Annotated in this window: 16 protein-coding genes; 9 read left to right on the plus strand and 7 right to left on the minus strand. The window is 68.4% G+C overall.

The features are described 5' to 3' along the window. Positions 1-295 precede the first annotated feature (295 nt). The gene (gene rnd / locus CPBF1521_RS10100) at positions 296-1,390 is read right to left on the minus strand and encodes a ribonuclease D (RefSeq protein WP_115676873.1); all 1,095 of its coding nucleotides are present in this window, start codon (positions 1,388-1,390) and stop codon (positions 296-298) included. 97 nt (positions 1,391-1,487) lie between these two features. Between rnd and CPBF1521_RS10110 the strand changes: the two genes are divergently transcribed. After that, complete coding sequence (locus CPBF1521_RS10110; RefSeq protein WP_181901189.1) at positions 1,488-3,347, plus strand: formylglycine-generating enzyme family protein; 1,860 nt, start codon at positions 1,488-1,490, stop codon at positions 3,345-3,347. Between the two features lie 253 nt (positions 3,348-3,600). Continuing rightward, positions 3,601-4,848 carry a virulence factor gene (locus tag CPBF1521_RS10115; RefSeq protein WP_115677111.1) on the plus strand — a complete coding sequence of 416 codons (1,248 nt, stop codon included), beginning with the start codon at positions 3,601-3,603 and terminating at the stop codon, positions 4,846-4,848. A 25-nt stretch (positions 4,849-4,873) separates the two neighbouring features. Here CPBF1521_RS10115 and xseA read toward each other — a convergent pair whose 3' ends face one another. Together xseA and queG are read right to left on the minus strand one after the other, a co-directional pair. Beyond that, positions 4,874-6,211, minus strand: coding sequence for an exodeoxyribonuclease VII large subunit (xseA, locus tag CPBF1521_RS10120; RefSeq protein ID WP_115676874.1), 1,338 nt, complete (start codon positions 6,209-6,211; stop codon positions 4,874-4,876). Positions 6,212-6,265: 54 nt separating this feature from the next. Continuing rightward, complete coding sequence (queG, locus tag CPBF1521_RS10125) at positions 6,266-7,333, minus strand: tRNA epoxyqueuosine(34) reductase QueG (protein WP_104649052.1); 1,068 nt, start codon at positions 7,331-7,333, stop codon at positions 6,266-6,268. A 24-nt stretch (positions 7,334-7,357) separates the two neighbouring features. Between queG and CPBF1521_RS10130 the strand changes: the two genes are divergently transcribed. The 6 genes from CPBF1521_RS10130 (at position 7,358) to CPBF1521_RS10155 (ending at position 15,038) form a co-directional block, all read left to right on the plus strand. Continuing rightward, positions 7,358-8,845: an NAD(P)H-hydrate dehydratase gene (locus tag CPBF1521_RS10130; RefSeq protein WP_115676875.1), complete on the plus strand. Its 1,488-nt coding sequence runs from the start codon at positions 7,358-7,360 to the stop codon at positions 8,843-8,845. Then, positions 8,842-9,342, plus strand: a complete 501-nt coding sequence (tsaE, locus tag CPBF1521_RS10135; RefSeq protein ID WP_115676876.1) for a tRNA (adenosine(37)-N6)-threonylcarbamoyltransferase complex ATPase subunit type 1 TsaE — start codon at positions 8,842-8,844, stop codon at positions 9,340-9,342. Before CPBF1521_RS10130 ends, tsaE begins: the two co-directional genes overlap by 4 nt. 70 nt (positions 9,343-9,412) lie before the next feature. Then, positions 9,413-11,116, plus strand: coding sequence for an N-acetylmuramoyl-L-alanine amidase (locus CPBF1521_RS10140; protein ID WP_115676877.1), 1,704 nt, complete (start codon positions 9,413-9,415; stop codon positions 11,114-11,116). A 137-nt stretch (positions 11,117-11,253) separates the two neighbouring features. Beyond that, positions 11,254-13,119, plus strand: coding sequence for a DNA mismatch repair endonuclease MutL (gene mutL, locus CPBF1521_RS10145; protein ID WP_115676878.1), 1,866 nt, complete (start codon positions 11,254-11,256; stop codon positions 13,117-13,119). Next, complete coding sequence (locus tag CPBF1521_RS10150; protein ID WP_164740221.1) at positions 13,119-14,057, plus strand: DUF1684 domain-containing protein; 939 nt, start codon at positions 13,119-13,121, stop codon at positions 14,055-14,057. Before mutL ends, CPBF1521_RS10150 begins: the two co-directional genes overlap by 1 nt. Before the next feature lie 30 nt (positions 14,058-14,087). Next, positions 14,088-15,038 carry a TraB/GumN family protein gene (locus CPBF1521_RS10155; protein WP_115676879.1) on the plus strand — a complete coding sequence of 317 codons (951 nt, stop codon included), beginning with the start codon at positions 14,088-14,090 and terminating at the stop codon, positions 15,036-15,038. Positions 15,039-15,084: 46 nt separating this feature from the next. Here CPBF1521_RS10155 and phaR read toward each other — a convergent pair whose 3' ends face one another. The 3 genes from phaR to gluQRS all read right to left on the minus strand — a co-directional run bounded on the left by phaR (position 15,085) and on the right by gluQRS (position 17,539). Continuing rightward, positions 15,085-15,654: a polyhydroxyalkanoate synthesis repressor PhaR gene (gene phaR / locus CPBF1521_RS10160; RefSeq protein ID WP_104582180.1), complete on the minus strand. Its 570-nt coding sequence runs from the start codon at positions 15,652-15,654 to the stop codon at positions 15,085-15,087. 159 nt (positions 15,655-15,813) lie between these two features. Then, positions 15,814-16,554: a beta-ketoacyl-ACP reductase gene (phbB, locus tag CPBF1521_RS10165; RefSeq protein WP_115676880.1), complete on the minus strand. Its 741-nt coding sequence runs from the start codon at positions 16,552-16,554 to the stop codon at positions 15,814-15,816. Positions 16,555-16,639: 85 nt separating this feature from the next. Further along, complete coding sequence (gluQRS, locus tag CPBF1521_RS10170; protein WP_115676881.1) at positions 16,640-17,539, minus strand: tRNA glutamyl-Q(34) synthetase GluQRS; 900 nt, start codon at positions 17,537-17,539, stop codon at positions 16,640-16,642. 97 nt (positions 17,540-17,636) lie between these two features. Here gluQRS and htpX point away from each other — a divergent pair, with 97 nt between their 5' ends. Further along, a complete protein-coding gene (htpX, locus tag CPBF1521_RS10175; RefSeq protein WP_115676882.1) occupies positions 17,637-18,515 on the plus strand; it encodes a protease HtpX in 879 nt (292 codons plus the stop codon). 114 nt (positions 18,516-18,629) lie between these two features. On the opposite strand, the gene CPBF1521_RS10180 is transcribed toward htpX, so the two are convergent. Further along, positions 18,630-20,699, minus strand: coding sequence for a GGDEF/EAL domain-containing response regulator (locus tag CPBF1521_RS10180; RefSeq protein ID WP_104649041.1), 2,070 nt, complete (start codon positions 20,697-20,699; stop codon positions 18,630-18,632). Positions 20,700-20,775 lie beyond the last annotated feature (76 nt).

Raw genomic sequence — 20,775 nt, forward strand, 5'->3', positions numbered from 1 at the left:
ATGCTTGCGCACACGGCGACCCCGGCCGTAACGATACAGCAGCAGGCCAGGCGAGATGACACATCCATGCAGTTCTGGTCAGACACTGACCGCTTCGTGACCAAAACATGTCCTGACTGCGCCAGCTTCGATGGCGCGATATCAATCAGATGAGGCGATCGACGGAGATGCTGCTCGCGCGTGTGGTCCGATCCACGGGCTGCGCTGTGGAAGTGAAGCTGGCTGAAAACCACCTGCGCTTTGCCCGCCTCGCGGCGGGCGCATGGAGGCGTGATCTCAGGACCGCTGCACCACGTCACTGCGTCGCAGTGTCTTCCAGCAGTGGTGTCAGCTGCGCTTCCAGGGCATGGCGGCGCCATTGTCCCAACGGTGCAGGCCAGCTGCGTTGCTCGATCAGGGTTTCCAGGTGCCGGCGCGAGGCCAGGATGCCGTCGGGCAATCCCAGCTCGCGGCTGCGCTGGGCCACCGCATCCTGCAGGCGCTTGAGCACGACCTTGTTGCCGTCGGTGGCGGCCTGCGCCAGCGGCGCGTGCTCCTCGTCGGGCAGCGGCGTGTTGAGCGCTTCCCATACGGCGGCGGCGAGCTTGCGCGGCGCCTTGGGGAACTTGTCGAACTGACGCAGCAGGGCGTCCAGATCAGCCGGCGGAAACCGTGCCAGCTGGCTGGCCAGTTCATTGTCCAGGATCCAGCTGCGCGGGCGATCGCTCTGACGCGCCTGCAGGTCGCGCCAGCGCAGCAGGCGCAACAGGCGACGTTGCGCCGCCGGTTCCAGGAACTGCGCGGTGCGCAGGCTCACGTGCGGCCAGCGCTCGCCGTCGTCGTGCTCCACCGTGGCGAGCAGGCGCTCGGCATCTTCGGCCAGCCAGCCCAGGCGATCCTGCTCGGTCAGGCGACGGGTGAGTTCGTCGTGGATGGCGAACAGGTAGCGCACATCGTCGGCGGCGTATTCCAGCTGCGCCGGCGACAGCGGGCGGCGCATCCAGTCCGAGCGCGTCTCGCCCTTGCTCAGCAAGGTGCCGGTCACTTCCTGCACCAGTTTCTGATAGCCCATGCCGCCACCCACACCCGCCAGCGCGGCGGCGATCTGGGTGTCGAACAACGGCCGCGGCAATACCCCGCACGCGCATTTGAAGGTGACCAGATCCTCGCTGGCGCTATGCATCACCTTGACGATGTCGGTGGCGGTCAACCACGCCTTGAGCGCCTCGTTCATGCCCGGGATCAGTGGGTCGATCAACAGGATCTCCTCGCCGATGGCCATCTGCACCAGTGCCAGTTGCGGCCAGTAGGTGCGTTCGCGAATGAATTCGGTATCCAGGCCAATGCGGGACGGACGCGACGCCTGCAGGCGTTCGGTCAGCTCGGAGGGGTGGGTGATCCAATGGGGCACGTGATTTCCGTCGACAGCGAGGGTTTGCGCAGAACGCGCAGAATAGCCTAACGTCGCGATCGCCTGTCGTGCGGCAGAGCACTGGAAGGAGCAGGTGGTGGGTGAGTGCGGTAACCGGATCGCAGCATGGGCCTTGCTCGCGCTAGGCGTGTGCGCCTGTTCGCGGACACCGACGCCGGCGCCTGCCGCGGCGCCCCCAGCCGCCGCCGCGCCGTCGAGCCAGCCGAATGTGTCCATCGGTGGCGAAGAGTCCGCCGAGACCGTGGCGCAATGGCGGCCACCGCCGGTGGACCTGGGCGACGAGACACTGGCGCAGGCGCGCAAGCGCGCCGACCAGGCGTTGCAGGATGACCGGCTGTATCGCAATGCGGACGACGCGATTCCGCTGTACCTGGCGATCCAGCAGCGCGCCGGCGGCAAGGACGCGGCCAGCCGGCGCGGGCTGGAACAGGCGCGGCGTCGCTTGATCGAGCTGGGCGAAGCGCTGATCGAGCAGACCGACCGCCAGGACAGTGCACTGGAACAGGCACGTGAGCTGGCCATCGTGGCGCTGGCGCTCGCTCCGCAGGATCCGAAGGTGCGTACGCTGCAACGCGCGGTGGAAACCGCGCAGCGGGTGCTGAGCTTCAACCGTGCCGGCGAGGAGGATCTGCGCGGCGGCCGCCTGGGCGAGGACGGCAACGGGGCGCTGGTGAACTTTCGCGATGCGGCGCAGCTGGATCCGGACAACCCGCGCACGCGCCAGGGGCTGGCTGCGGTGGAAAGCGGCCTGCTGGCACGCGCCGAACAGGCTGCGGAGGCGAGCGACTTCATCGGCGCGCGCTACTGGTTGCAGATGGCCGGGCAGGTACGTGAGCGCGCCCCGACCATTGCAGACGCACGCGCGCGCATCGAGCGCATGCGCCGTGCCCAGATCGCCGCATTGCACGACGCCGGCCTGCACGATCTGACCTCCCCGCGCGGCCTCAAGGCGGCCGGCGAGACCCTGGCCGAAGTGCTGCGCATCGCGGACCCGGGCGATGCGGTGGCTGGCGATCTGCGGCGGCGGCTGGAATTGGCCACCCATTACGGCAGCTTCCGCCCCGGGCAGGTGTTCACCGACGGGCTCAAGGTCGGCGGGCGTGGTCCGCAGATGATCGTGGTGCCGCATGGCGCGTTCCAGATGGGCGCAGGCGATGCCGAGCCCGGCGCTTCCGACAACGAGCGGCCGTCGCATTACGTGCGTTTCGCGCGCGGCTTTGCGTTGTCGATCACCGAAGTGACGGTCGCCGAGTTCCGCCAGTTCGTCGAGGCGACCGGCGCCCGCCCGCGCGCCACCCGGCGCGGGCATTCGGTGGTGTACGACGAGCGCAGCGGCAACTTCATCCGCCGCAACGGGGTGGATTGGCAGTCCGACTACAACGGCGCGCAGGCCGCCCCCAACAGCCCGGTGATGCACGTCAGCATCCGCGACGCCGAAGCCTATGCGAGCTGGCTGTCGGAACAGACCGGCCGCCACTACCACGTGCCCAGCGAGGCCGAATTCGAATACGCGGTGCGCGCCGGCACCACCGGGCGCTATCCCTGGGGCAATGCCGGCTCGCCGCCGCTGGATGCGGGCAACTTCACCGGCGGCAACGATGTCTCGCGCAGCGGCCGGCACTGGAACAACGGCTTTGTCGGCTACGGCGATGGCTTCTGGGGCCCGGCGCCGGTCGGCAGCTTTCGCGCCAACGCCTGGGGGCTGCACGACATGGGCGGCAACCTGAGCGAGTGGGTGGCCGACTGCTGGCATGCCAGCTACCGCCGCGCGCCGGCCGACGGTGCGGCGTGGTTCAACCCCGGCTGCCGGCAGCGCATGATCCGCGGCGGCAGCTGGGCCAATTCGCCGCAGCAGACGCGTGCGGCCTGGCGGCAGTCGCAGGATTCGGACAGCACCAGCGCGCGGATCGGCTTTCGCCTGGCGCGCGGCATCTAGGGCGCAGTTGCATTGCCGCTGCGCATGCGCGGTCTGCGCCCGCATGGCCAGTGATCGCCGATCGCCATGTTGTGTGCCATACCCGCGTCTCGGGGCACGACATCGACGACGACGTGCACGGTCTTCCGCGTCGCGGCGGCCACACACCGAGGTGAGCGCGCTGGCTTAACCGCAGCGAACACCGACCGTGATCGCGCTGGAACCGGTCACCCTGGCCGCGGTCCAAGCGCCAGCGCTTGCGAGGATTGCGGTGATGGGCTGGGGAATCAAACTGTTTCGTTGGGTCGTCGCACTACTGCTGATCGGCGGCAGCGGCTACGCCGTGGCGCGGCATCTGCAGGACGGAAATACCGCCGGGCATTACCGCTCGGTGGAGGTGCTGCGTCCGGAAGGCACGCCGAAGGCCATGGTGGTGCTGTTGCCCGACAGCGGCCATGCGCAGGACGGCCAGCGGCTTGCCGAGATGCTGAGCAACGATGGCGCGCTGGTCGCGGTGATCGACACCGCCAGCTATCGCGAACGCGTGCGCGCGCATCATGCGGCCTGCAGTTCCCTGGCCGACGATGCCGAACGCTTGGGCAAGAAGTTGCTGCGCGCCGAGCATGTCGACGCATTCCTGCCGCCGGTCCTGGTGGGGCAGGGCGATGGCGCGGTGCTAGCGCGGCAGGCGCTGGCCTCGGCCGCGCCCGACGTGCTGGGTGGCGCGGTTGTCGCCGATGGCGGCGCCAGCACTGGCGGCCTGGCCTGCGCACGCGACATGCCCGATGCCAACCAGGGCTTCCTCGACGATCTGGTCGACGCTGCCAGCCCCACGCAGATCGCTGCCGCCACCCGCGGCCATTTCCTCACGGCCCAGGCGCACGGTGTGGGCGATCTGCCGCTGGTCGAACTGCATGCGCCCGGCAGCGACCGCATGGTGGTGATGCTGTCCGGCGACGGCGGCTGGCGCGAACTGGACAAGGGCATCGCCGCGCAATTGCAGCAGCAGGGGGTGTCGGTGGTGGGCTGGAACAGCCTGCGCTACTTCTGGGCGAGCCGCACGCCGCAGCAGGTCGGGGCGGACCTGGATCGGGTGATCGCAAGCTATCGGCAGCGCTGGCATATCCAGCACGTTGCCTTGGTGGGCTACTCGTTCGGTGCCGATGTGCTGCCGTTTGCCTATCCCGAGCTGTCGCCGCAGCAACGTGCATCGGTGCAGTTCGTCAGCCTGCTGGGCCTTGCCCATCAAGCCAATTTCAAGGTGCGCGTCGGTGGCTGGCTGGGCTGGCACAACGATGCCGAGCGTGATGTGGAACCGGCGATCCAGTCGCTGGACGCGCATCGCCTGCAATGCATCTACGGCGAGCAGGAAAAGGACACGCTGTGCCCGGAGCTGCGCGCGCGGGGCGTGCAGGTGGTGGCGCGCCCGGGCGGGCATCATTTCGACCATGATCCGGTCGCGCTGGCCGGGCTGCTGCTGCAAGGTTGGCAGCAGGCGGCGCAGACGCCCGATCACGGTTAGCGCGCGCGTGATGTCTTGCCGGATGTCAGGCGTCCCCCGGCTCGACCCGTACCGCGATGCTGCCATCGGCCAGCTGCGCACGCAGGCGTTCGCCGGCGCTGACTTCGGCGGCGCTGCGCACCACGCTGCCATCGGCGGGGCGGGTCACGATGGCGTAGCCACGCGCGACGGTGGCGAGCGGGCTGACCGCTTCCAGCGAGCGTGCCAGGCTGCGTAGCCGCAGCTGGTCGTGCTGCAGGCGCCGCTGCATCGCTGCCTGCGGATGCAGTGCACGCAGCCGTTGTTGCAGCGTGGCCAGGTCGCGTTGCGGGTTGTGCGCCTGCAGGCGCGCCTGCGACCGTTGCACACGCGCCTGCAGGCGCTCCAGCACCTGGGTCAGGCGCGCGCGCAGCTGGCGTCCGGCATCCTGCTGGCGGCGTTGCAGCAGCTGCAGCCGCGCCTGCGGACTGTGTGCACGCAGGCGCAGGGCGAGCCGGTCGGCGCGCTGCATCGCAGTGGCCAGCGCATGCTGCTGCAGCTGGGCCATGCGCGCATGCGCGCGCCGCACGCGCGCAACCAGCTCGCGCTGATCGGGCACCAGTAGTTCGGCCGCGACCGACGGCGTGGGCGCACGCACATCGGCCACGAAATCGCTGAGGCTGAAGTCGGTCTCGTGCCCGACCGCCGACACCACCGGCGTGCGCGTGGCGGCAATCGTGCGGGCCAGGCGTTCGTCGTTGAAGGCCCACAGGTCTTCCAGCGAGCCGCCACCACGGGTGATCAGAATGACGTCGTAGCGCCCGGACGCATCGGCGCGCTGCAACAGCGAGGTGATCTGCGCAGCGGCGCTGTCGCCCTGCACCAGCGAGGGCAACAGGTCCACTTCCAGCAACGGAAAGCGGCGCGCCAGGACGCTGAGCACGTCGCGTACCGCCGCCCCGCTGGGCGAGGTGATCACCGCCAGCCGCCGCACATGCGCCGGCAACGGCTGCTTGCGCTCGGTATCGAACAGGCCTTCGGCGGCCAGGCGCGCACGCAGTTCGTCGAAGGCGCGCCGCAGGGCGCCTTCGCCGGCCTCTTCCATGTGGTCGAGCACCAACTGGTAGTCGCCGCGCGCTTCGTACAGCGTCAGGCGTCCGCGCGCGAGCACGCGCAGGCCCTCGCGCGGCTGGAACTTCAGCCAGGTGCTCTTGGGCTTGAACATCGCGCAACGGATCTGCGCGCGCGCGTCCTTGAGCGTGAAGTACAGATGGCCCGAGGACGGGCGCGTGACGCTGCTCAGCTCTGCTTCCACCCACACCAGCGGGAAGCTGCCTTCCAGCAGGTCGCGCGCGAGCGTGTTGAGCTGGCTGGGGGTGAGGATCTGTTCGTTGCGGTCGGCCATCGCCGCATTATCCCGCAGCGGCGATGCGCATGCGTGAGCGCATCGGGCGCAAACCTACAAACCGTGTTGCGCCAGCGCCCAGCCCACGTGTTCGCGTACCAGTTCCGAGTCGTCGTGGCGGCGCGCCTCCAGCGCCGCCAGCACCTCCGGCGTGCCGGGCGCATTGCCCAGGCCGACGGCGATGTTGCGCAACCACCGCTGATGGCCGCTGCGGCGGATCGGGCTGCCTTCGGTGCGGCGCAGGAATTCGTCTTCGTCCCAGGCGAACAGTTGCGGCAGCGTTGCCACATCCAGCTCGTTGCGGGCGCGGAAATCGGCTTCGTCGGTGCGCTGGGCGAACTTGTTCCACGGGCAGACCAGCTGGCAGTCGTCGCAGCCGAAGATGCGGTTGCCGATCGGCTTGCGCATCTGCTCGGGAATCGCGCCCTCGTGCTCGATGGTGAGATAGGCGATGCAGCGGCGCGCATCCAGCCGGTACGGGGCGATGATGGCCTGGGTCGGGCAGATGTCGATGCAGCGCGTGCAGGTGCCGCAATGCGCGGTGGCCGGGGTGTCGATGGGCAAGGGCAGATCGAGGTAGATCTCGCCCAGGAAGAACCACGACCCGCCCTTGCGATCGATCAGGCAGGTGTGTTTGCCGATCCAGCCCAGGCCCGCGTTACGCGCCAGCGCCCGCTCCAGCACCGGCGCCGAATCGACGAACACCCGATAGCCGAATGCGCCGACTTCGCCCTGGATGCGCTCGGCCAGTTTCTGCAGCCGGTTGCGCATCAGCTTGTGATAGTCGCGCCCCAGCGCGTACCGCGCCACGTAAGCGCGGCGGCCGTCGTGCAGGGTGTTCCAGGCTTCGCTGTCGTCCTTGCGGCCGTAGTCCATGCCCACCGACAACACGCGCAGGGTGCCGGGCACCAGCTCCTGCGGGCGCGAGCGCTTGTCGCCGTGCTGGGCCATCCAGTGCATGGTCCCGTACAGGCCTTCTTCCAGCCAGCTGCGCAGGTGTCCCTCGTCTTCGCCCAGCTCGATGCCGGTGATGCCGCAGCGCTGGAAGCCCGCCTCGCGCGCGAGCGCACGGATGCGCGCGGCGGCGTCGGTGGGGTCGGGACGGGCGAGGACGGCAGACATGGCGACAAGTATAGAATTCCCGGCATGTACGCACCGCTCGATCTTTACGACACCGCCGCCGCGCGCAGGCTGGACACGCAGGCCACCACGCTGCTCGGCGGCGACGGCTATACCTTGATGCAACGCGCCGGGCAGGCCGCCTGGCAGGTCCTGCCGGAACGCTGGCCACGGGCACGCCGCATCGTGGTGGTCTGCGGCACCGGCAACAACGGGGGCGATGGCTATGTGCTGGCACGCCTGGCGCAGCGGGCCGGGCGCCAGGTGCAGGTGGTGCATCTTCCCGGGCACGGCCCGGCCGCGCCGCTGGCGCAGCGCGCCTGCACCGACTATCTGGGCGTGGGCGGTGCGATCGACCTGTTTCCATCTCCGCTGGCGCAGGCCGATGTGATCGTCGATGCGCTGTTCGGCATCGGCCTCAACCGCGCGCCCGACAGCGAGACCGGCGCGTTGATCGATGCCATCAACGCCGCCGGCGTGCCGGTGTTTGCGCTGGATGTGCCCAGCGGCATCGATGCCGATCACGGCGTGGCCTTCGGTGCCGCGGTGCGCGCGGACGCCACCTTGCAGTTCATCGTGCCGCACGTGGGGCTCTACACCGGCGATGCGCTGGAGTATGCGGGCACGCGCGCAGTCGCATCGCTGGACGTGCCGGATGCGGCATTCGACGGGCTGACGCCGGCCGCGCACAGCTGGGACATCGCAGCCCTGGCCGCGCAGTTGCGCCCGCGCCGACGCAATACGCACAAGGGCGAATCCGGGCGCGTGTTGTGTGTCGGCGGCAACCTCGGCAGCGGCGGCGCGATCATGCTGACCGCCGAAGCGGCCTTGCGCAGCGGCGCCGGGCTGGTGCAGGTCGCCACCCGCGCCGAGCATGTCGCGCCATTGCTGGCGCGCTGCCCGGAAGCGATGGTGCGCGCGCTGCAGGCCGGCGACGACATCGCCGCGCTGGCCGATGCGGCCGACGTGGTCGCACTGGGGCCAGGGCTGGGTCAGGACGCCTGGGCGCAGCCGTTGTGGCACGGCGTGTTGGCGTCTGACAGTGCCGTCGTCATCGATGCCGATGGCCTGAACCTGCTGGCCGCCAACCAGGTGCCGACACGCGGCCCGCGCGTGCTGACACCGCATCCGGGCGAAGCCGGTCGCCTGCTGGGGATGTCGACCGGGCAGGTTCAGCACGACCGCCTGGCTGCCGCAGACGCCTTGGCCAAACGTTTCGATGCCGTGGTGGTGCTCAAGGGCGCCGGCAGCGTGATCGCCGCGCCGCACGCAGTGCCGCGCATCATCGATGCCGGTAATCCGGGCATGGCGGTCGGCGGCATGGGCGACCTGCTGACCGGCGTGATCGCCGCCTTGCTGGCACAGGGCTGGTCGCCATTCGATGCGGCAAGCCTGGGCGCCTTGCTGCATGCCTGCGCCGGCGATGCGGCTGCGCGCGCGGGCGAGCGCGGCCTGCTGCCGACCGATCTGCTGCCCGAGCTGCGTCGCTTCGCCAATGCCGGAGCCATTGCATGAGCCAGCTCAGCGCACACCTGGCCGATGCGCAGGCCACCGAAAGCCTGGGGCAGGCCCTGGCGGCGGTACGGCCCACCCGCGCGATGGTGCAACTGCACGGCGATCTCGGCGCAGGCAAGTCCACACTGGCGCGTGCGCTGCTGCGCGCACTCGGCGTCACCGGCCCGATTCGCAGCCCCACCTACACCCTGGTCGAGCGTTATCCGCTCAGCACCGGCGACGAGGCCTGGCACCTGGATCTGTACCGCATCGGGCAGGCCGGAGAACTGGATTTTCTCGGGCTCGACGAGGGCAGCGCGAGCCTGTGGCTGGTCGAATGGCCCGAGCGCGGCGCGGGCGCGCTGCCGCCGGTGGACCTTGACGTGGAACTGGCGGTCGATGGCGAGGGACGCAGCGTCACGCTGCTGGGCCGCAGCCAACCCGGGCGCGACTGGGTGACGCGGCTGTCAGGCTTGCCGCAGTTGCAGTCTCTTTTTGCCGGCTCACAACAACAATGAACGCCAGGTTGTGGATTATTAAGGGAAATCACCTTGCAATTCACACGCTCGGGTGTTTGAATCCAGCGCCATGACACCGGGGTTCCGCCAGTTCTGTGTTTCCGCCCTGACCGCCAGCCTCAGCCTGGCGGTTTTTGCTGCGTGGGCCGGCGAAATCAAGGGTGTCGGCATCAGCACCGGTGCCACCGGCACGCGTGCGGAGATCCAGCTGGCCGGCAGCGGCGGATTCAAGACGCTGTCGCTGGCCAACCCCAATCGCCTGGTGGTGGATTTTCCCGATTCTTCCGGTGTGCGTGGCCTCAAATTGCCGCCCGCAGCCGGCCTGGTGACCTCGGTGCGGACCGGCCAACCGGTGCCGGGCACCTTCCGGGTGGTCTTTGAGCTGGCGACGCCGGTCACGCCGTTGAAGCCGCAGATGCAGACGCTGGGCAGTGCGTCGACCCTGGTGATCGAGTGGCCGGGCGATTCGCCGGTCTCCGCCGGCACGGTGGCTGCCAACCCGACAACACCTGCGACGCCGCCGCCGCGCCCGGCCAATGCACAATCCGAGGCGGCCCGCGCGACCGCTGCGTTGGCGGCGTCTGCGCAGCGTGCGTCGGTGGTGCCGCCTGCGCCGGCGCCCGCACCGTATGTCCCTGCCTCGGCCATGCCCAGCGTGACCCCGGCGCCGGTACCGACGACGGTGGCCACCGGCGTGCCGACACCGCGTCCAGGCACGGCCGCGGCCGCGGTAACCACCAGCACGTCCGCGCCAGCCGGCACTGCCGGCAACTCCTCCAATCGCACCGTCGCCACCGCCGGTACGTCGCCAGCACCCGCGATGACAGGCAACGCCGCATCGCCGGCTGCCATCTTGAATGGCGGCAATGCGCCGATGGGCGCCGCGTCGGGTAATGCCGTGACTGCCACACCGAATACCGCCGGCGGCGTTGCCGCGGCGGACAGCGACGATTTGCCGCCGCGTCCGGTACTGCCCAGCGAGGCCTCGCGGATCAAGATGGCACCCGGAATGCGGCCGCTGATCGTTGCGATCGATCCGGGACACGGTGGCCAGGATCCGGGCGCCATGGGCCCCACCGGCAAGCGCGAAAAGGATGTCACCCTGGCCGTCGGGCGCGAACTGGCGCGCCAGATTAACGCCACGCCCGGCATGAAGGCCTACCTGACACGCGATACCGACGTGTTCATTCCGCTGCCGATGCGCGCGCAGAAGGCACGCGCCGCCAAGGCCGACATCTTCATCTCCATCCATGCCGACGCTGCCGAGAATCGCAGTGCGACCGGCTCGTCGGTCTATGTGCTGTCGACCAAGGGGGCTTCCTCGCAGCGCGCGCGCTGGCTGGCCGACAAGGAAAATGCCGCCGACTTGGTCGGCGGCGTGCGTCTGCAGCAGACCGAAAGCACGCTGGCCAATGTGCTGCTGGATCTGGCCCAGAGCGGCCACATGAAGGCCTCCGAGGATGCGGCAGGGCACGTGCTTGGCGGCCTCAAGCGGATCGGCAACAACCACAAGCCGCAGCTGGAACGCGCCAACTTCGCGGTGCTGCGCACCTCCGACATGCCGGCGATGCTGGTGGAGACCGCCTTCATTTCCAATCCGGACGAAGAGCGTCGCCTGATCGACCCGGCCTACCAGCGCAAGATCGCCGCGGCCGTGCTGGATGGCATCGATACCTTCTTCACCCGCCAGCCACCGCCAGGCACCTTGTTTGCCGCGCGCGCGCAGGCCGAAGCCGATGCCGGCGTCGGCACCGTGGCCGGCGGCAGCCGCTGAGCCGCTCGGCTATCATTCCGCACTGATTCCTTGATGACGGCGCCCGTGCGCCGCCGGATTGCCGTGCCGACGTCTGCCTTACCTGTTACACCCTCGATGCGCGTGGACCTTTGCGTCCGGCACGAGCGCCTGCGCTGATGGCGATCCGTCAGCTCCCCGAGATCCTGATCAACCAGATTGCCGCCGGCGAAGTCGTCGAGCGGCCTGCGTCGGTGGTCAAGGAACTGGTCGAAAACGCACTCGATGCCGGTGCCACCCGCGTGGATATCGAGCTGGAAGAGGGCGGCGTGCGGCTGATCCGCATCCGCGACAACGGCGGCGGCATCACCCCCGACGAACTGCCGCTGGCGGTGTCGCGGCATGCCACCAGCAAAATCGCATCGCTGGACGATCTGGAGACCGTGGCCACGCTCGGCTTTCGTGGCGAAGCGTTGCCGTCGATCGCCTCGGTCAGCCGTTTCACCCTGATTTCGCGCCGCCACGATGCCGAACATGGCTCCGCGCTGGAGATCGACGGTGGCCGCCTGGGCGAGGTGATGCCACGTGCACACGCGCCCGGCACCACGGTCGAAGTGCGCGAGCTGTTCTTCAACGTACCGGCGCGGCGCAAGTTCCTGCGTGCCGAGCGCACCGAGCTGGGGCATATCGAAGAGTGGCTACGCTCACTGGCGTTGGCGCGGCCCGATGTGGAATTGCGGGTTTCGCACAACGGCAAACCCTCGCGTCGCTACAAGCCGGGCGACCTGTATTCGGATGCGCGTCTGGGCGAAACCCTGGGCGAGGATTTCGCACGACAGGCCTTGCGCGTCGATCACAGTGGCGCCGGTCTGCGGCTGCACGGCTGGGTCGCCCAACCGCATTACTCGCGCGCCAGTACCGACCAACAGTATCTTTACGTCAACGGCCGCTCGGTGCGCGATCGCAGCGTCGCGCACGCGGTCAAGATGGCCTATGGCGATGTGCTGTTCCATGGCCGCCAGCCGGCCTACGTGCTGTTCCTGGAGCTGGATCCGGCGCGCGTGGACGTCAACGTGCATCCGGCCAAGCACGAGGTGCGTTTCCGCGAGGCGCGGCTGATCCACGACTTCGTCTACCGCACCTTGCAGGACGCGCTGGCGCAGACGCGCGCCGGCGCGATGCCCAACAGCAGCGCTACGGAAGGCACCGGCGATGTCGGCGCGGTGCCGGGCGGCATGCTCGATCGTCCAGGCTACGGAAGCGGAAGCAGCAGTGGCGGCGGTGGCACCGGCTACGGCCAGTGGACGCCATCGCAGACCCCGCTGGGTCTGCGCGTGGATGAGGCGCGTGCGGCCTACAGCGCGCTGTATGCGCCGCCGCCCAGCGGCGCGCAGCAGCAGTCGGCACGCTTGCCCGAGGGCGCGGGAATGGGCCTGCCGGCGACTGCCGCAGACAGCGGCGTGCCGCCGCTGGGCTATGCCGTCGCGCAGTTGCACGGCATCTACATCCTGGCCGAGAACGCCGAAGGCCTGATCGTGGTGGACATGCATGCCGCGCACGAACGCATCGGCTACGAGCGGCTCAAGAACGCGCACGACAGCATCGGCCTGCACGCGCAACCGCTGTTGGTGCCGATGACGCTGGCGGTGGGCGAGCGCGAGGCCGACACCGCCGAGCGCGAAGCCGACACGCTGGCCAGCCTGGGCTTCGAGGTCACCCGCGCCGGCCCGCAATCGCTGCACGTGCGCAGCATTCCCGCATTGCTTGCCAATGCCGACCCCGAGGCGCTGTTGCGCGATGTGCTCGGCGACCTGCGCGAACATGGCCAGAGCCGGCGCATTGCCGGGGCGCGCGACGAGCTGCTCTCCACCATGGCGTGCCACGGCGCGGTGCGCGCGAACCGGCGCCTGACCGTGCCGGAAATGAACGCACTGCTGCGCGATATGGAAATCACCGAGCGCTCGGGCCAATGCAACCACGGTCGGCCGACCTGGGCACGGTTTACGCTGGGCGAAATCGATCGCTGGTTCCTGAGGGGGCGCTGATGGCTGCATTGCACAGGGGGAACCGCTGGCTGCTCGGCACGCTGGTGTGTGCGGCGCTGGCCGGCTGCGGCAAGGACGCACCGCCGCCGGCGGCACCGGCCGCACTCGACAAGGCCTTCCTGGCCGACAACGCGGCCTGGCGCGAAGCGCGCCTGACCGAGCTGCGCGCGCCCGATGGCTGGACCAGCCTGGTCGGCCTGCACTGGCTGTCGCTGAAGGCGCACTACATCGGCAGCAGTGCCGACAGCGGCATCAGGCTGGCGGTCGGGCCGCCCAAGCTGGGCATGGTCTCCACCGAGGCCGACACGGTCTGGTTCGTGCCCGAGCGCGGCGCGGAATTGAGCGTTGATGGCAAGCCGCTGACCGGCCGGATCCGCTTCCAGTCCGATCGCGACCCGCAGCCGACCTTCATCCATTTCGATGGCGGCAAGGGCGTGTTGAGCCTGATCCATCGCGGCGACCGCAACGCGCTGCGGGTCAAGCATGCCGACGCGCCGTCGCGCAGCCACTTCGCCGGGCTGGAGTACTGGCCGGCCGATCCGTCCTGGCGCATCAGCGCACGCTATGTGCCCAACGATGTCGGCAAGACCATTCCGATCGTGGACATCGTCGGCATCAGCAGCGAGCAGCCCAATGCCGGGGCCATCGCCTTCGAGCGCGATGGCAAGGCGTATCGGCTGCAGACCATCGGCGAACCGGGGCGGCCGATGTTCGTGGTGTTCGCCGACCGCACCAGCGGGCACGGCAGCTATCCGGCCGGGCGCTTCCTGGACCTGGACGTGCCCGATGCCTCCGGGCATGTGGTCGTGGATTTCAACCGTGCCTACAACCCGCCGTGCGCGTTCACTCCGTTTGCGACCTGTCCGCTGCCGCCGCCGGAAAACCGCATCGACCTGGCGGTATCGGCAGGCGAGAAAACCTACAAGGTGCCGCACTGACGTGGAGACAGCGACGTGGTAGAGGCAAGCATGCGCACCCGGCTGGCCGCCTGGTGCTGCGGCGCGGTGATCGCGCTGGGGCTGTGGAGCGGGGCAGCCGCACCGACCTGGGCACGTGCCGGCCACGACACGCCTGCCGGGCCGCCGGTGCCGTTGTTGTGGAGGGTCGATGGCAAGGGCGGCACGCTGTATCTGCTGGGCTCGTTCCATGTGCTCAAGCCCAGCGATTACCCCTTGTCGCCGGATGTGATGCAGGCATTCGCCAAGGCTGACAGGTTGGTGTTCGAATTGCCGCCGTCCGACGCGCAATCGCCCGAACTGGCCGGCCGCATGCTGCAGGCGGCGCGGCGCAGCGACGGGCGTCGCCTGCAGGACGTACTCGATCCAAAGACCTGGCAGGCGCTGACCAGCTACGCACGCAAGCGCGGGATGCAGGTGGACAGCTTGCAGCCACTGGAACCCTGGTTCGTGGCGTTGACGATCAGCCTGGCGGAGATGAGCCGGCAAGGCATGGATCCGGCTGCCGGCCTGGACCATTACCTGATGGCGCAGGCGCAAGCCCAGGGTAAACCGGCCGATGGGCTGGAGCGCGCCCAGGAGCAGATTGCCTTGCTCGACGGCATGTCGCCCACCGAGCAGCATCAGCTGCTGGAAGAGGCGCTGGACGACGCCGGCACCACCGATCAGCTGCGTCAGTTGCACGCGGCCTGGCGCAATGGCGATGTGCACACCCTGTCCACGCAGATGGCCGAGCAGATGCGGCAGCACTATCCGGCGCTGTACCAGGACATCAATGTCGAGCGCAATGCGCGCTGGGTGCCGCGGCTGGAACAGCGGCTGGGCAAAGGGAGCGGGACCACGCTGGTTGTGGTCGGTGCGCTGCATCTGCTGGGAAGCGATGGAGTGGTCGAGCGCCTGCGCGCGCGTGGGTACCACGTGGAGCGGATCTGCGCGGCTTGCGCGGAGCAGGCCGGCCGCTGACTGGCGGCGCCGTGGAGCGTCTCACGCTCCAGGCGCCGCGCTTGCGTTACCCGCGGTTGCGGGCCTTGCCGGTGGTGCCGGCGCTACCGGCGGCAGTGCCGTGGGTGCCGGTGCCCATCGGGCCGCTGCCCATGCCGCTCGCCCCCGGCGGCGGCGTACCAGGGCCGCCCGGACGCCCGAAACCGGCGCCGAAGTTGCGCTGGAACTCCTGCCACAACTCCAGGTTGCGCTCGGTCAGCTGGTTCATCATCGCCCACGGGGTCTGCCCGAGCAGGTTGCCCATCTGCTGGCGGAACTGCTGCTGCTGATCCAGGAACACCTGCATGCTGCGCTCCAGGTAGTTGCCCATGAAGCCCTGCAGCGAGTCGCCGTAGAAACGGATGATCTGGCTCAGCAGCTGGGTCGACAGCATCGGCTCGCCGTCCTGTTCACGGTCGGCAATGATCTGTAGCAAGACGGCGCGACTGAGGTCTTCACCGCTCTTGGCGTCGCGTACTTCGAATTCTTCGCCGTCGATGATGAGCTGGCGCACATCTTCGATGGTGATGTAGCTGGAGATTTCCGTGTCGTAGAGACGGCGATTGGGATACTTCTTGATGATGCGAAGTCCGGCCATGGAACGTTCACTCACAACGATAGTGCGCGCAGGATGGCGCACCGCAGCAGCCCTTGCAACCGCCGCAAGGCCTTATTTTCTTAAGCGCACACCAAAAAAATGCTGCGCAGCATGATTTTCAAGGGATTTTCATGCTGCATCGCGAAGTTGCAGCAAACGTTACCAGCCCATGTGGTGGCCGCCGTTGATATCCAGATTGGAGCCCGTGATCCAGGCGGCCTCTTCCGCCACCAGGAAGGCCACCGCATAGGCGATTTCCTCCGGGCGGCCCAGGCGGCCTGTGGGGATGTCGGCGACGATCTTGGCGCGCACCTCTTCCGGGACCGCCATCACCATGTCGGTGGCCACATAGCCCGGCGACACGGTATTGACGGTCACCCCGAACGCGGCATTTTCGCGTGCCAGCGAGATGGTAAAGCCGTGCATGCCGGCCTTGGCGGCCGCGTAGTTGGCCTGCCCGTATTGGCCCTTCAGGCCATTGATCGAGCTGATCTGGATCACCCGTCCCCAGCCGCGCTGGCGCATGCCTTCGATCACGGGACGGGTGACGTTGAAGACCGAGTTGAGGTTGGTGTTGATGACGTCATGCCATTGTTCGGCGGTCATGCGATGGAAGGTGGTGTCGCGGGTGATGCCGGCGTTGTTGACCAGAATTTCGATCGGCCCAAGCGCTGCCTGGACGTCCTCGACCAGGCTGCGCGCATGCTCGGAAGACGCCACGTCGCCGCGGAACAGGGCGATGTCGTAGCCCTGGCCCTGCATGCGCTGCTGCCAGGCCTGGGCTTTTTCGGCATTGCGGAAGTTGCTGGCCACCCGGTGGCCCTGGTCTGCCAGGCGCTTGCAGATGGCGGTGCCGATACCGCCGGTGCCGCCGGTGACCAATACGACGCGAGATGTCATGACGACTCCAATGGACAGAAGAAAGACTGCGGCGGTCAGGGCACAGGCGCGCTGCCTGGCCCGACGCCGGTGCTGGGGCGCAATTCTAGTCACGCCGGGGCGGTGATGCGCGTCCGTTGGCATCCAGATGCAGCTGCCGGGGCAACCGCTGCGGCAAAAAATGCTGCACCGCATGCTGCAGCACGGTGTCGAGCGCGGCACGGCGCGGCAATGCCGCCGGATCCTGTCCCAGGACCGCCCAGGCGGCGTGCAGCGCCGGTTGTGGGTCTGCATCGTCCAGCGCAGGCGCGGCGTGCGATTTGGACAGCTTGCGGCCGGCGTGGTCCAGGATCAGCGGCAGGTGCAGATAGCGTGGCTGCGGCAGGCCCAACGCGCGCTGCAGCAGCAACTGACGTGGGGTGGAATCGAGCAGGTCGGCGCCGCGCACGACATCGGTGATGGCCTGCGCGGCATCGTCGACCACCACCGCCAGCTGGTACGCCCAGTAGCCGTCGGCGCGGCGCAGCACCACATCGCCGACATCGGCATGCACATCCTGCACCACGTGGCCCTGCAGCGCGTCGTCGAAGCCGACCGGTGGCTGCGGCGGCACCCGCAGGCGTACCGCGCGGCGGGCACTCAGCGGCGCCACGCAGGCATGGTGGATGCCGCCCATGCCGGCAAGATCGGCGCGGCTGCAGCTGCATTCGAAGGCCAGTCCCGCCTCCAGCAAGCTGGTGACGGCGGCGTCGTAGTGCGCGTGGCGGTCGGATTGATACAGCACCGGCAGGTCCGGGCGCAGGCCGAAGGCGGCCAGGGTGTGCAGTTGACGTTCGCAGGCGCCGGGCTCGGCGCGCGGTGGATCGATGTCTTCGACGCGCACGCACCACTGGCCACCGGCGTGCCGCGCGAGCAGCCAGCTGCCGAATGCCGCCAGCAGGGAGCCGAAGTGCAGCGGGCCGGTCGGGGAGGGCGCGAAGCGGCCGCGGTAGAGGAGGGCTGGCATGATCGGCTGAATCGTCGGTCAGGTGATCGCTTGATTTCAAGCGCTGACGACCGCAGATCCGCTGCAGGTCATCCTGCTCGCGTGGAGTCATCGCACCATGTTCAACCGCATTTTCCTGTTCCTGCTGACCAATTTTGCGGTGTTGATGCTGGCCGGCATCGTGATGTCGGTCGCGGGCGTCAATCCCGCGCGGATGAGCGGCCTGCTGGTGATGGCGGCCGTGTTCGGGTTCGGCGGCTCGTTCATCTCGTTGCTGATGTCCAAGTTCATGGCCAAGCGCAGCACTGGCGCGCAGGTGATCACCGAGCCACGCACGCCGACCGAGCGCTGGTTGCTGGAGACGGTGCGCCGTCAGGCCCAGGCGGCCGGCATCGGCATGCCGGAAGTGGCGGTTTACGACGGCCCGGAAATCAATGCCTTCGCCACGGGCGCCAACCGCAACAACGCGCTGGTCGCGGTGTCCACCGGGCTGCTGCAGAACATGAGCCAGGACGAGGCCGAGGCGGTGCTGGGCCATGAAATCGCACATGTCGCCAATGGCGACATGGTCACCATGGCCTTGCTGCAAGGCGTGCTCAATACCTTCGTGATCGTGCTGGCACGCGTGGTCGGCGGCATCATCGACAGTGCCATGTCGGGCAACCGCGATGGTGGCCGTGGCTTTGCCTACTACATCATCGTGTTCGTGCTGGAGATGGTGTTCGGCCTGTTCGCGACGATGATCGCGATGTGGTTCTCGCGTCGCCGCGAATTCCGCGCCGATGCCGGTGGTGCGCAGCTGGCGGGTCGCGGCAAGATGATTGCCGCACTGGAGCGCCTGTCGCTGAACCACGGCCAGAACACCTTGCCCTCGCAGGTGCAGGCCTTCGGCATCTCCGGCGGTGTGGGCGACGGGCTGCGCCGGCTGTTCCTGAGCCACCCGCCGCTGGCCGAGCGCATCGCCGCGTTGCGTGCCGCCAACGGTGCGGCGATGTAAGACGGCCTTGCCAGATGCCCGCGTGACGCATTGGTTTACGCCAGCCAACAAAAAACCCGCAGCACGCGGGTTTTTTGTTGCCTGGCGCGAGGTGCCAGCGATGCGGCTGCGGCCTCAGCCGAACTCGTAGTTCATCAACGGCCCGGTCGGTGCGACGAAATCGCCTTGCACATAGTCCACCCCCGCGCTGAAGAAGCTGCTCATCGACTGCGCATCGGCCACGAACTCGGCCACGGTAAGGATGCCGGCCGGCTGCGCGCGCGAGGTGATCTCGCGGATCTTTTCCTGGCTTTCGCGGGCCGAGGCCACTTCGCCGGTGATGCCGCGATCGAGCTTGAGGAAGGCCGGCTGGAAATGCGCCAGCAGCTGGAACGAATCCAGGCCCGAGCCGAACTGTTCCAGCCCGACCTTGCAGCCCATCGCCGACACCGCCGCCAGGAACTGCTGGGCGTTGCGCAGGTGCGTGAACACCTTCGATTCGGGCGTCTGCAACCACAGCCGTTCGCCCGGCACGCCATACACGGCCAGCTGCTCGCGGATGATGTCGACCATCTGCGGATCGGAAAACGAGTTGGGCCCAATGCGTACCAGCAGGTGCGTGGCGTGTCCCGCACGCTGCCGCTCGCCAAGCTGGCGGATCGCGCGCGCCACCACCCAGCGGTCGATCTCGGTGATCAGATCGTGTTCTTCGGCGATCGCCATGAAGGCGTTTGGCGACATCATCTCGCCGTTGCGCTCCAGCCGCAGGAAGACCTGATACAGCTCCAGCGGCTCGCCCTGCAGGTTGAGCACCGGCTGGTAATGCAGCAGGAAGCCGTCGCCGGCCAGTGCCTCGCGCAGCTGTTGCACCCAGCGTTCGATGCGTTCTTCTTCGGCCCGGTCGGCCGCTGCCGGGTCGTAGATGCTGACTGCATTGCCGCCCAGCTCGGCGGTGGTGCGTACCGCCTCGGTGCCGCGGTTGAGCACCTGCCCGATGCTGGCGATCTTCTCGCCGATCTGCACGCCGCCGATGCTCACCGTCACCGTGGCCGAGCGCGCGCCAATGCTGAAGACGTGCTGCGCGAACGCGTCGCGCACCAGTTCCGCCAATGCGTGCGTGCGCGCGTAATTGCCGTCCATCAGCAACGCGAAGCTGTGCTCGCCGAAACGCGCGGCGACCACGCTGTCATCGGTCACGCTGGCCACATGCGCGGCCAGGGCAGCGATCAGCGCGTCGGCCGAATCCAGGCCGATCTCGGGCAGCAGGCGCGCGTAATGGTCGGGCTCGATCAGCAGGAAGCCGGACTGGCCTTCGCTGCGGCCGGCGCGCGCCACCGCCTGTTCCAGTGCCACCATGAAGGCGGGGCGGTTGAGCAGGCCGGTGACCTGGTCGCGCTGACGCAGGTCCTCGACCTCGCGCGCCAGCTCCGGGTCGAATTCCTCGCGGCGGCGGAACACCACCTGGATGCACGGCTCGCCTTCATACGTGGCGGTGGCGAACTCCATCGTCGCCGGGAAGGTGTCGCCTTCCAGCCGGCGCGCGTCAACCTTGTACTGCGCCGGCGGCGGCTCGCCCTTGGACATCGCCTTGAGCAACTGCTTGAAGTCGTCGACGTACTGCGCGGCGATCATGTCCAGCAGCGACACGCCCTCGACATCGTCGAACGACTCGAAGCCGAACATGTCCAGGTACGCCTCGTTGGCACGGATATGCATGCCTTCGTGCACATAGGCAATCGGGTCGCGCGAGGAGGCGATCAAGGCATCGCAGCGCCGTTCGGTTTCGCGCATCTGCGCCTCGATGCGGCGCAGCCCGCGGCGTGCCTGCAGGTCGGCCCATTCCGAGCGCACCAGCGCCAGCAGGTGTTCGGGGCGATGACGCAGCACGATGGCGCGGATGCCATGCGCGGCGGCCTCGACCAGCGCGTCTTCCTCGATCCGCTCGGCCAGCAGGATGATCGGGATGTCCTTGCCGCTGCCGGCGATCTGCTGCTGCAACACACTCATCGGGATCTGCAGCGCCTGCCCGTACAGGGCCAGGTCGATCTGCCCCGACAGCATGCTGGCGAGCTCTTCCGGGGTCTGCGGTCGCGATGGGCGCACCGCGATGCCGCCGTTGCGCAACGCGGTCACGATCGCCTCTGCGCCTTCGACGCTGTCGTCGACCATCATCAAGCGGAGGGTGAGATCTTTACCTTTTTGCATGCGCGTTTCCCTGGCGACGGGCTTTAATATACGAAGGAACTCGACTGCGTCCATGTCTGTGGACAAGGCCGCATCC

The sequence above is a fragment of the Xanthomonas euroxanthea genome, from assembly GCF_900476395.1.
Lineage (GTDB): Bacteria > Pseudomonadota > Gammaproteobacteria > Xanthomonadales > Xanthomonadaceae > Xanthomonas > Xanthomonas euroxanthea.

What these genes read in the sequence shown, in the direction of transcription:
- CPBF1521_RS10115 (WP_115677111.1), top strand. Translation starts at nt 3,601, where the DNA reads ATGGGCTGGGGAATCAAACTGTTTCGTTGGGTCGTCGCACTACTGCTG.
- xseA (WP_115676874.1), bottom strand. Translation starts at nt 6,211, where the DNA reads ATGGCCGACCGCAACGAACAGATCCTCACCCCCAGCCAGCTCAACACG.
- queG (WP_104649052.1), bottom strand. Translation starts at nt 7,333, where the DNA reads ATGTCTGCCGTCCTCGCCCGTCCCGACCCCACCGACGCCGCCGCGCGC.
- CPBF1521_RS10130 (WP_115676875.1), top strand. Translation starts at nt 7,358, where the DNA reads ATGTACGCACCGCTCGATCTTTACGACACCGCCGCCGCGCGCAGGCTG.
- tsaE (WP_115676876.1), top strand. Translation starts at nt 8,842, where the DNA reads ATGAGCCAGCTCAGCGCACACCTGGCCGATGCGCAGGCCACCGAAAGC.
- CPBF1521_RS10140 (WP_115676877.1), top strand. Translation starts at nt 9,413, where the DNA reads ATGACACCGGGGTTCCGCCAGTTCTGTGTTTCCGCCCTGACCGCCAGC.
- mutL (WP_115676878.1), top strand. Translation starts at nt 11,254, where the DNA reads ATGGCGATCCGTCAGCTCCCCGAGATCCTGATCAACCAGATTGCCGCC.
- CPBF1521_RS10150 (WP_164740221.1), top strand. Translation starts at nt 13,119, where the DNA reads ATGGCTGCATTGCACAGGGGGAACCGCTGGCTGCTCGGCACGCTGGTG.
- CPBF1521_RS10155 (WP_115676879.1), top strand. Translation starts at nt 14,088, where the DNA reads ATGCGCACCCGGCTGGCCGCCTGGTGCTGCGGCGCGGTGATCGCGCTG.
- phaR (WP_104582180.1), bottom strand. Translation starts at nt 15,654, where the DNA reads ATGGCCGGACTTCGCATCATCAAGAAGTATCCCAATCGCCGTCTCTAC.
- phbB (WP_115676880.1), bottom strand. Translation starts at nt 16,554, where the DNA reads ATGACATCTCGCGTCGTATTGGTCACCGGCGGCACCGGCGGTATCGGC.
- gluQRS (WP_115676881.1), bottom strand. Translation starts at nt 17,539, where the DNA reads ATGCCAGCCCTCCTCTACCGCGGCCGCTTCGCGCCCTCCCCGACCGGC.
- htpX (WP_115676882.1), top strand. Translation starts at nt 17,637, where the DNA reads ATGTTCAACCGCATTTTCCTGTTCCTGCTGACCAATTTTGCGGTGTTG.
- CPBF1521_RS10180 (WP_104649041.1), bottom strand. Translation starts at nt 20,699, where the DNA reads ATGCAAAAAGGTAAAGATCTCACCCTCCGCTTGATGATGGTCGACGAC.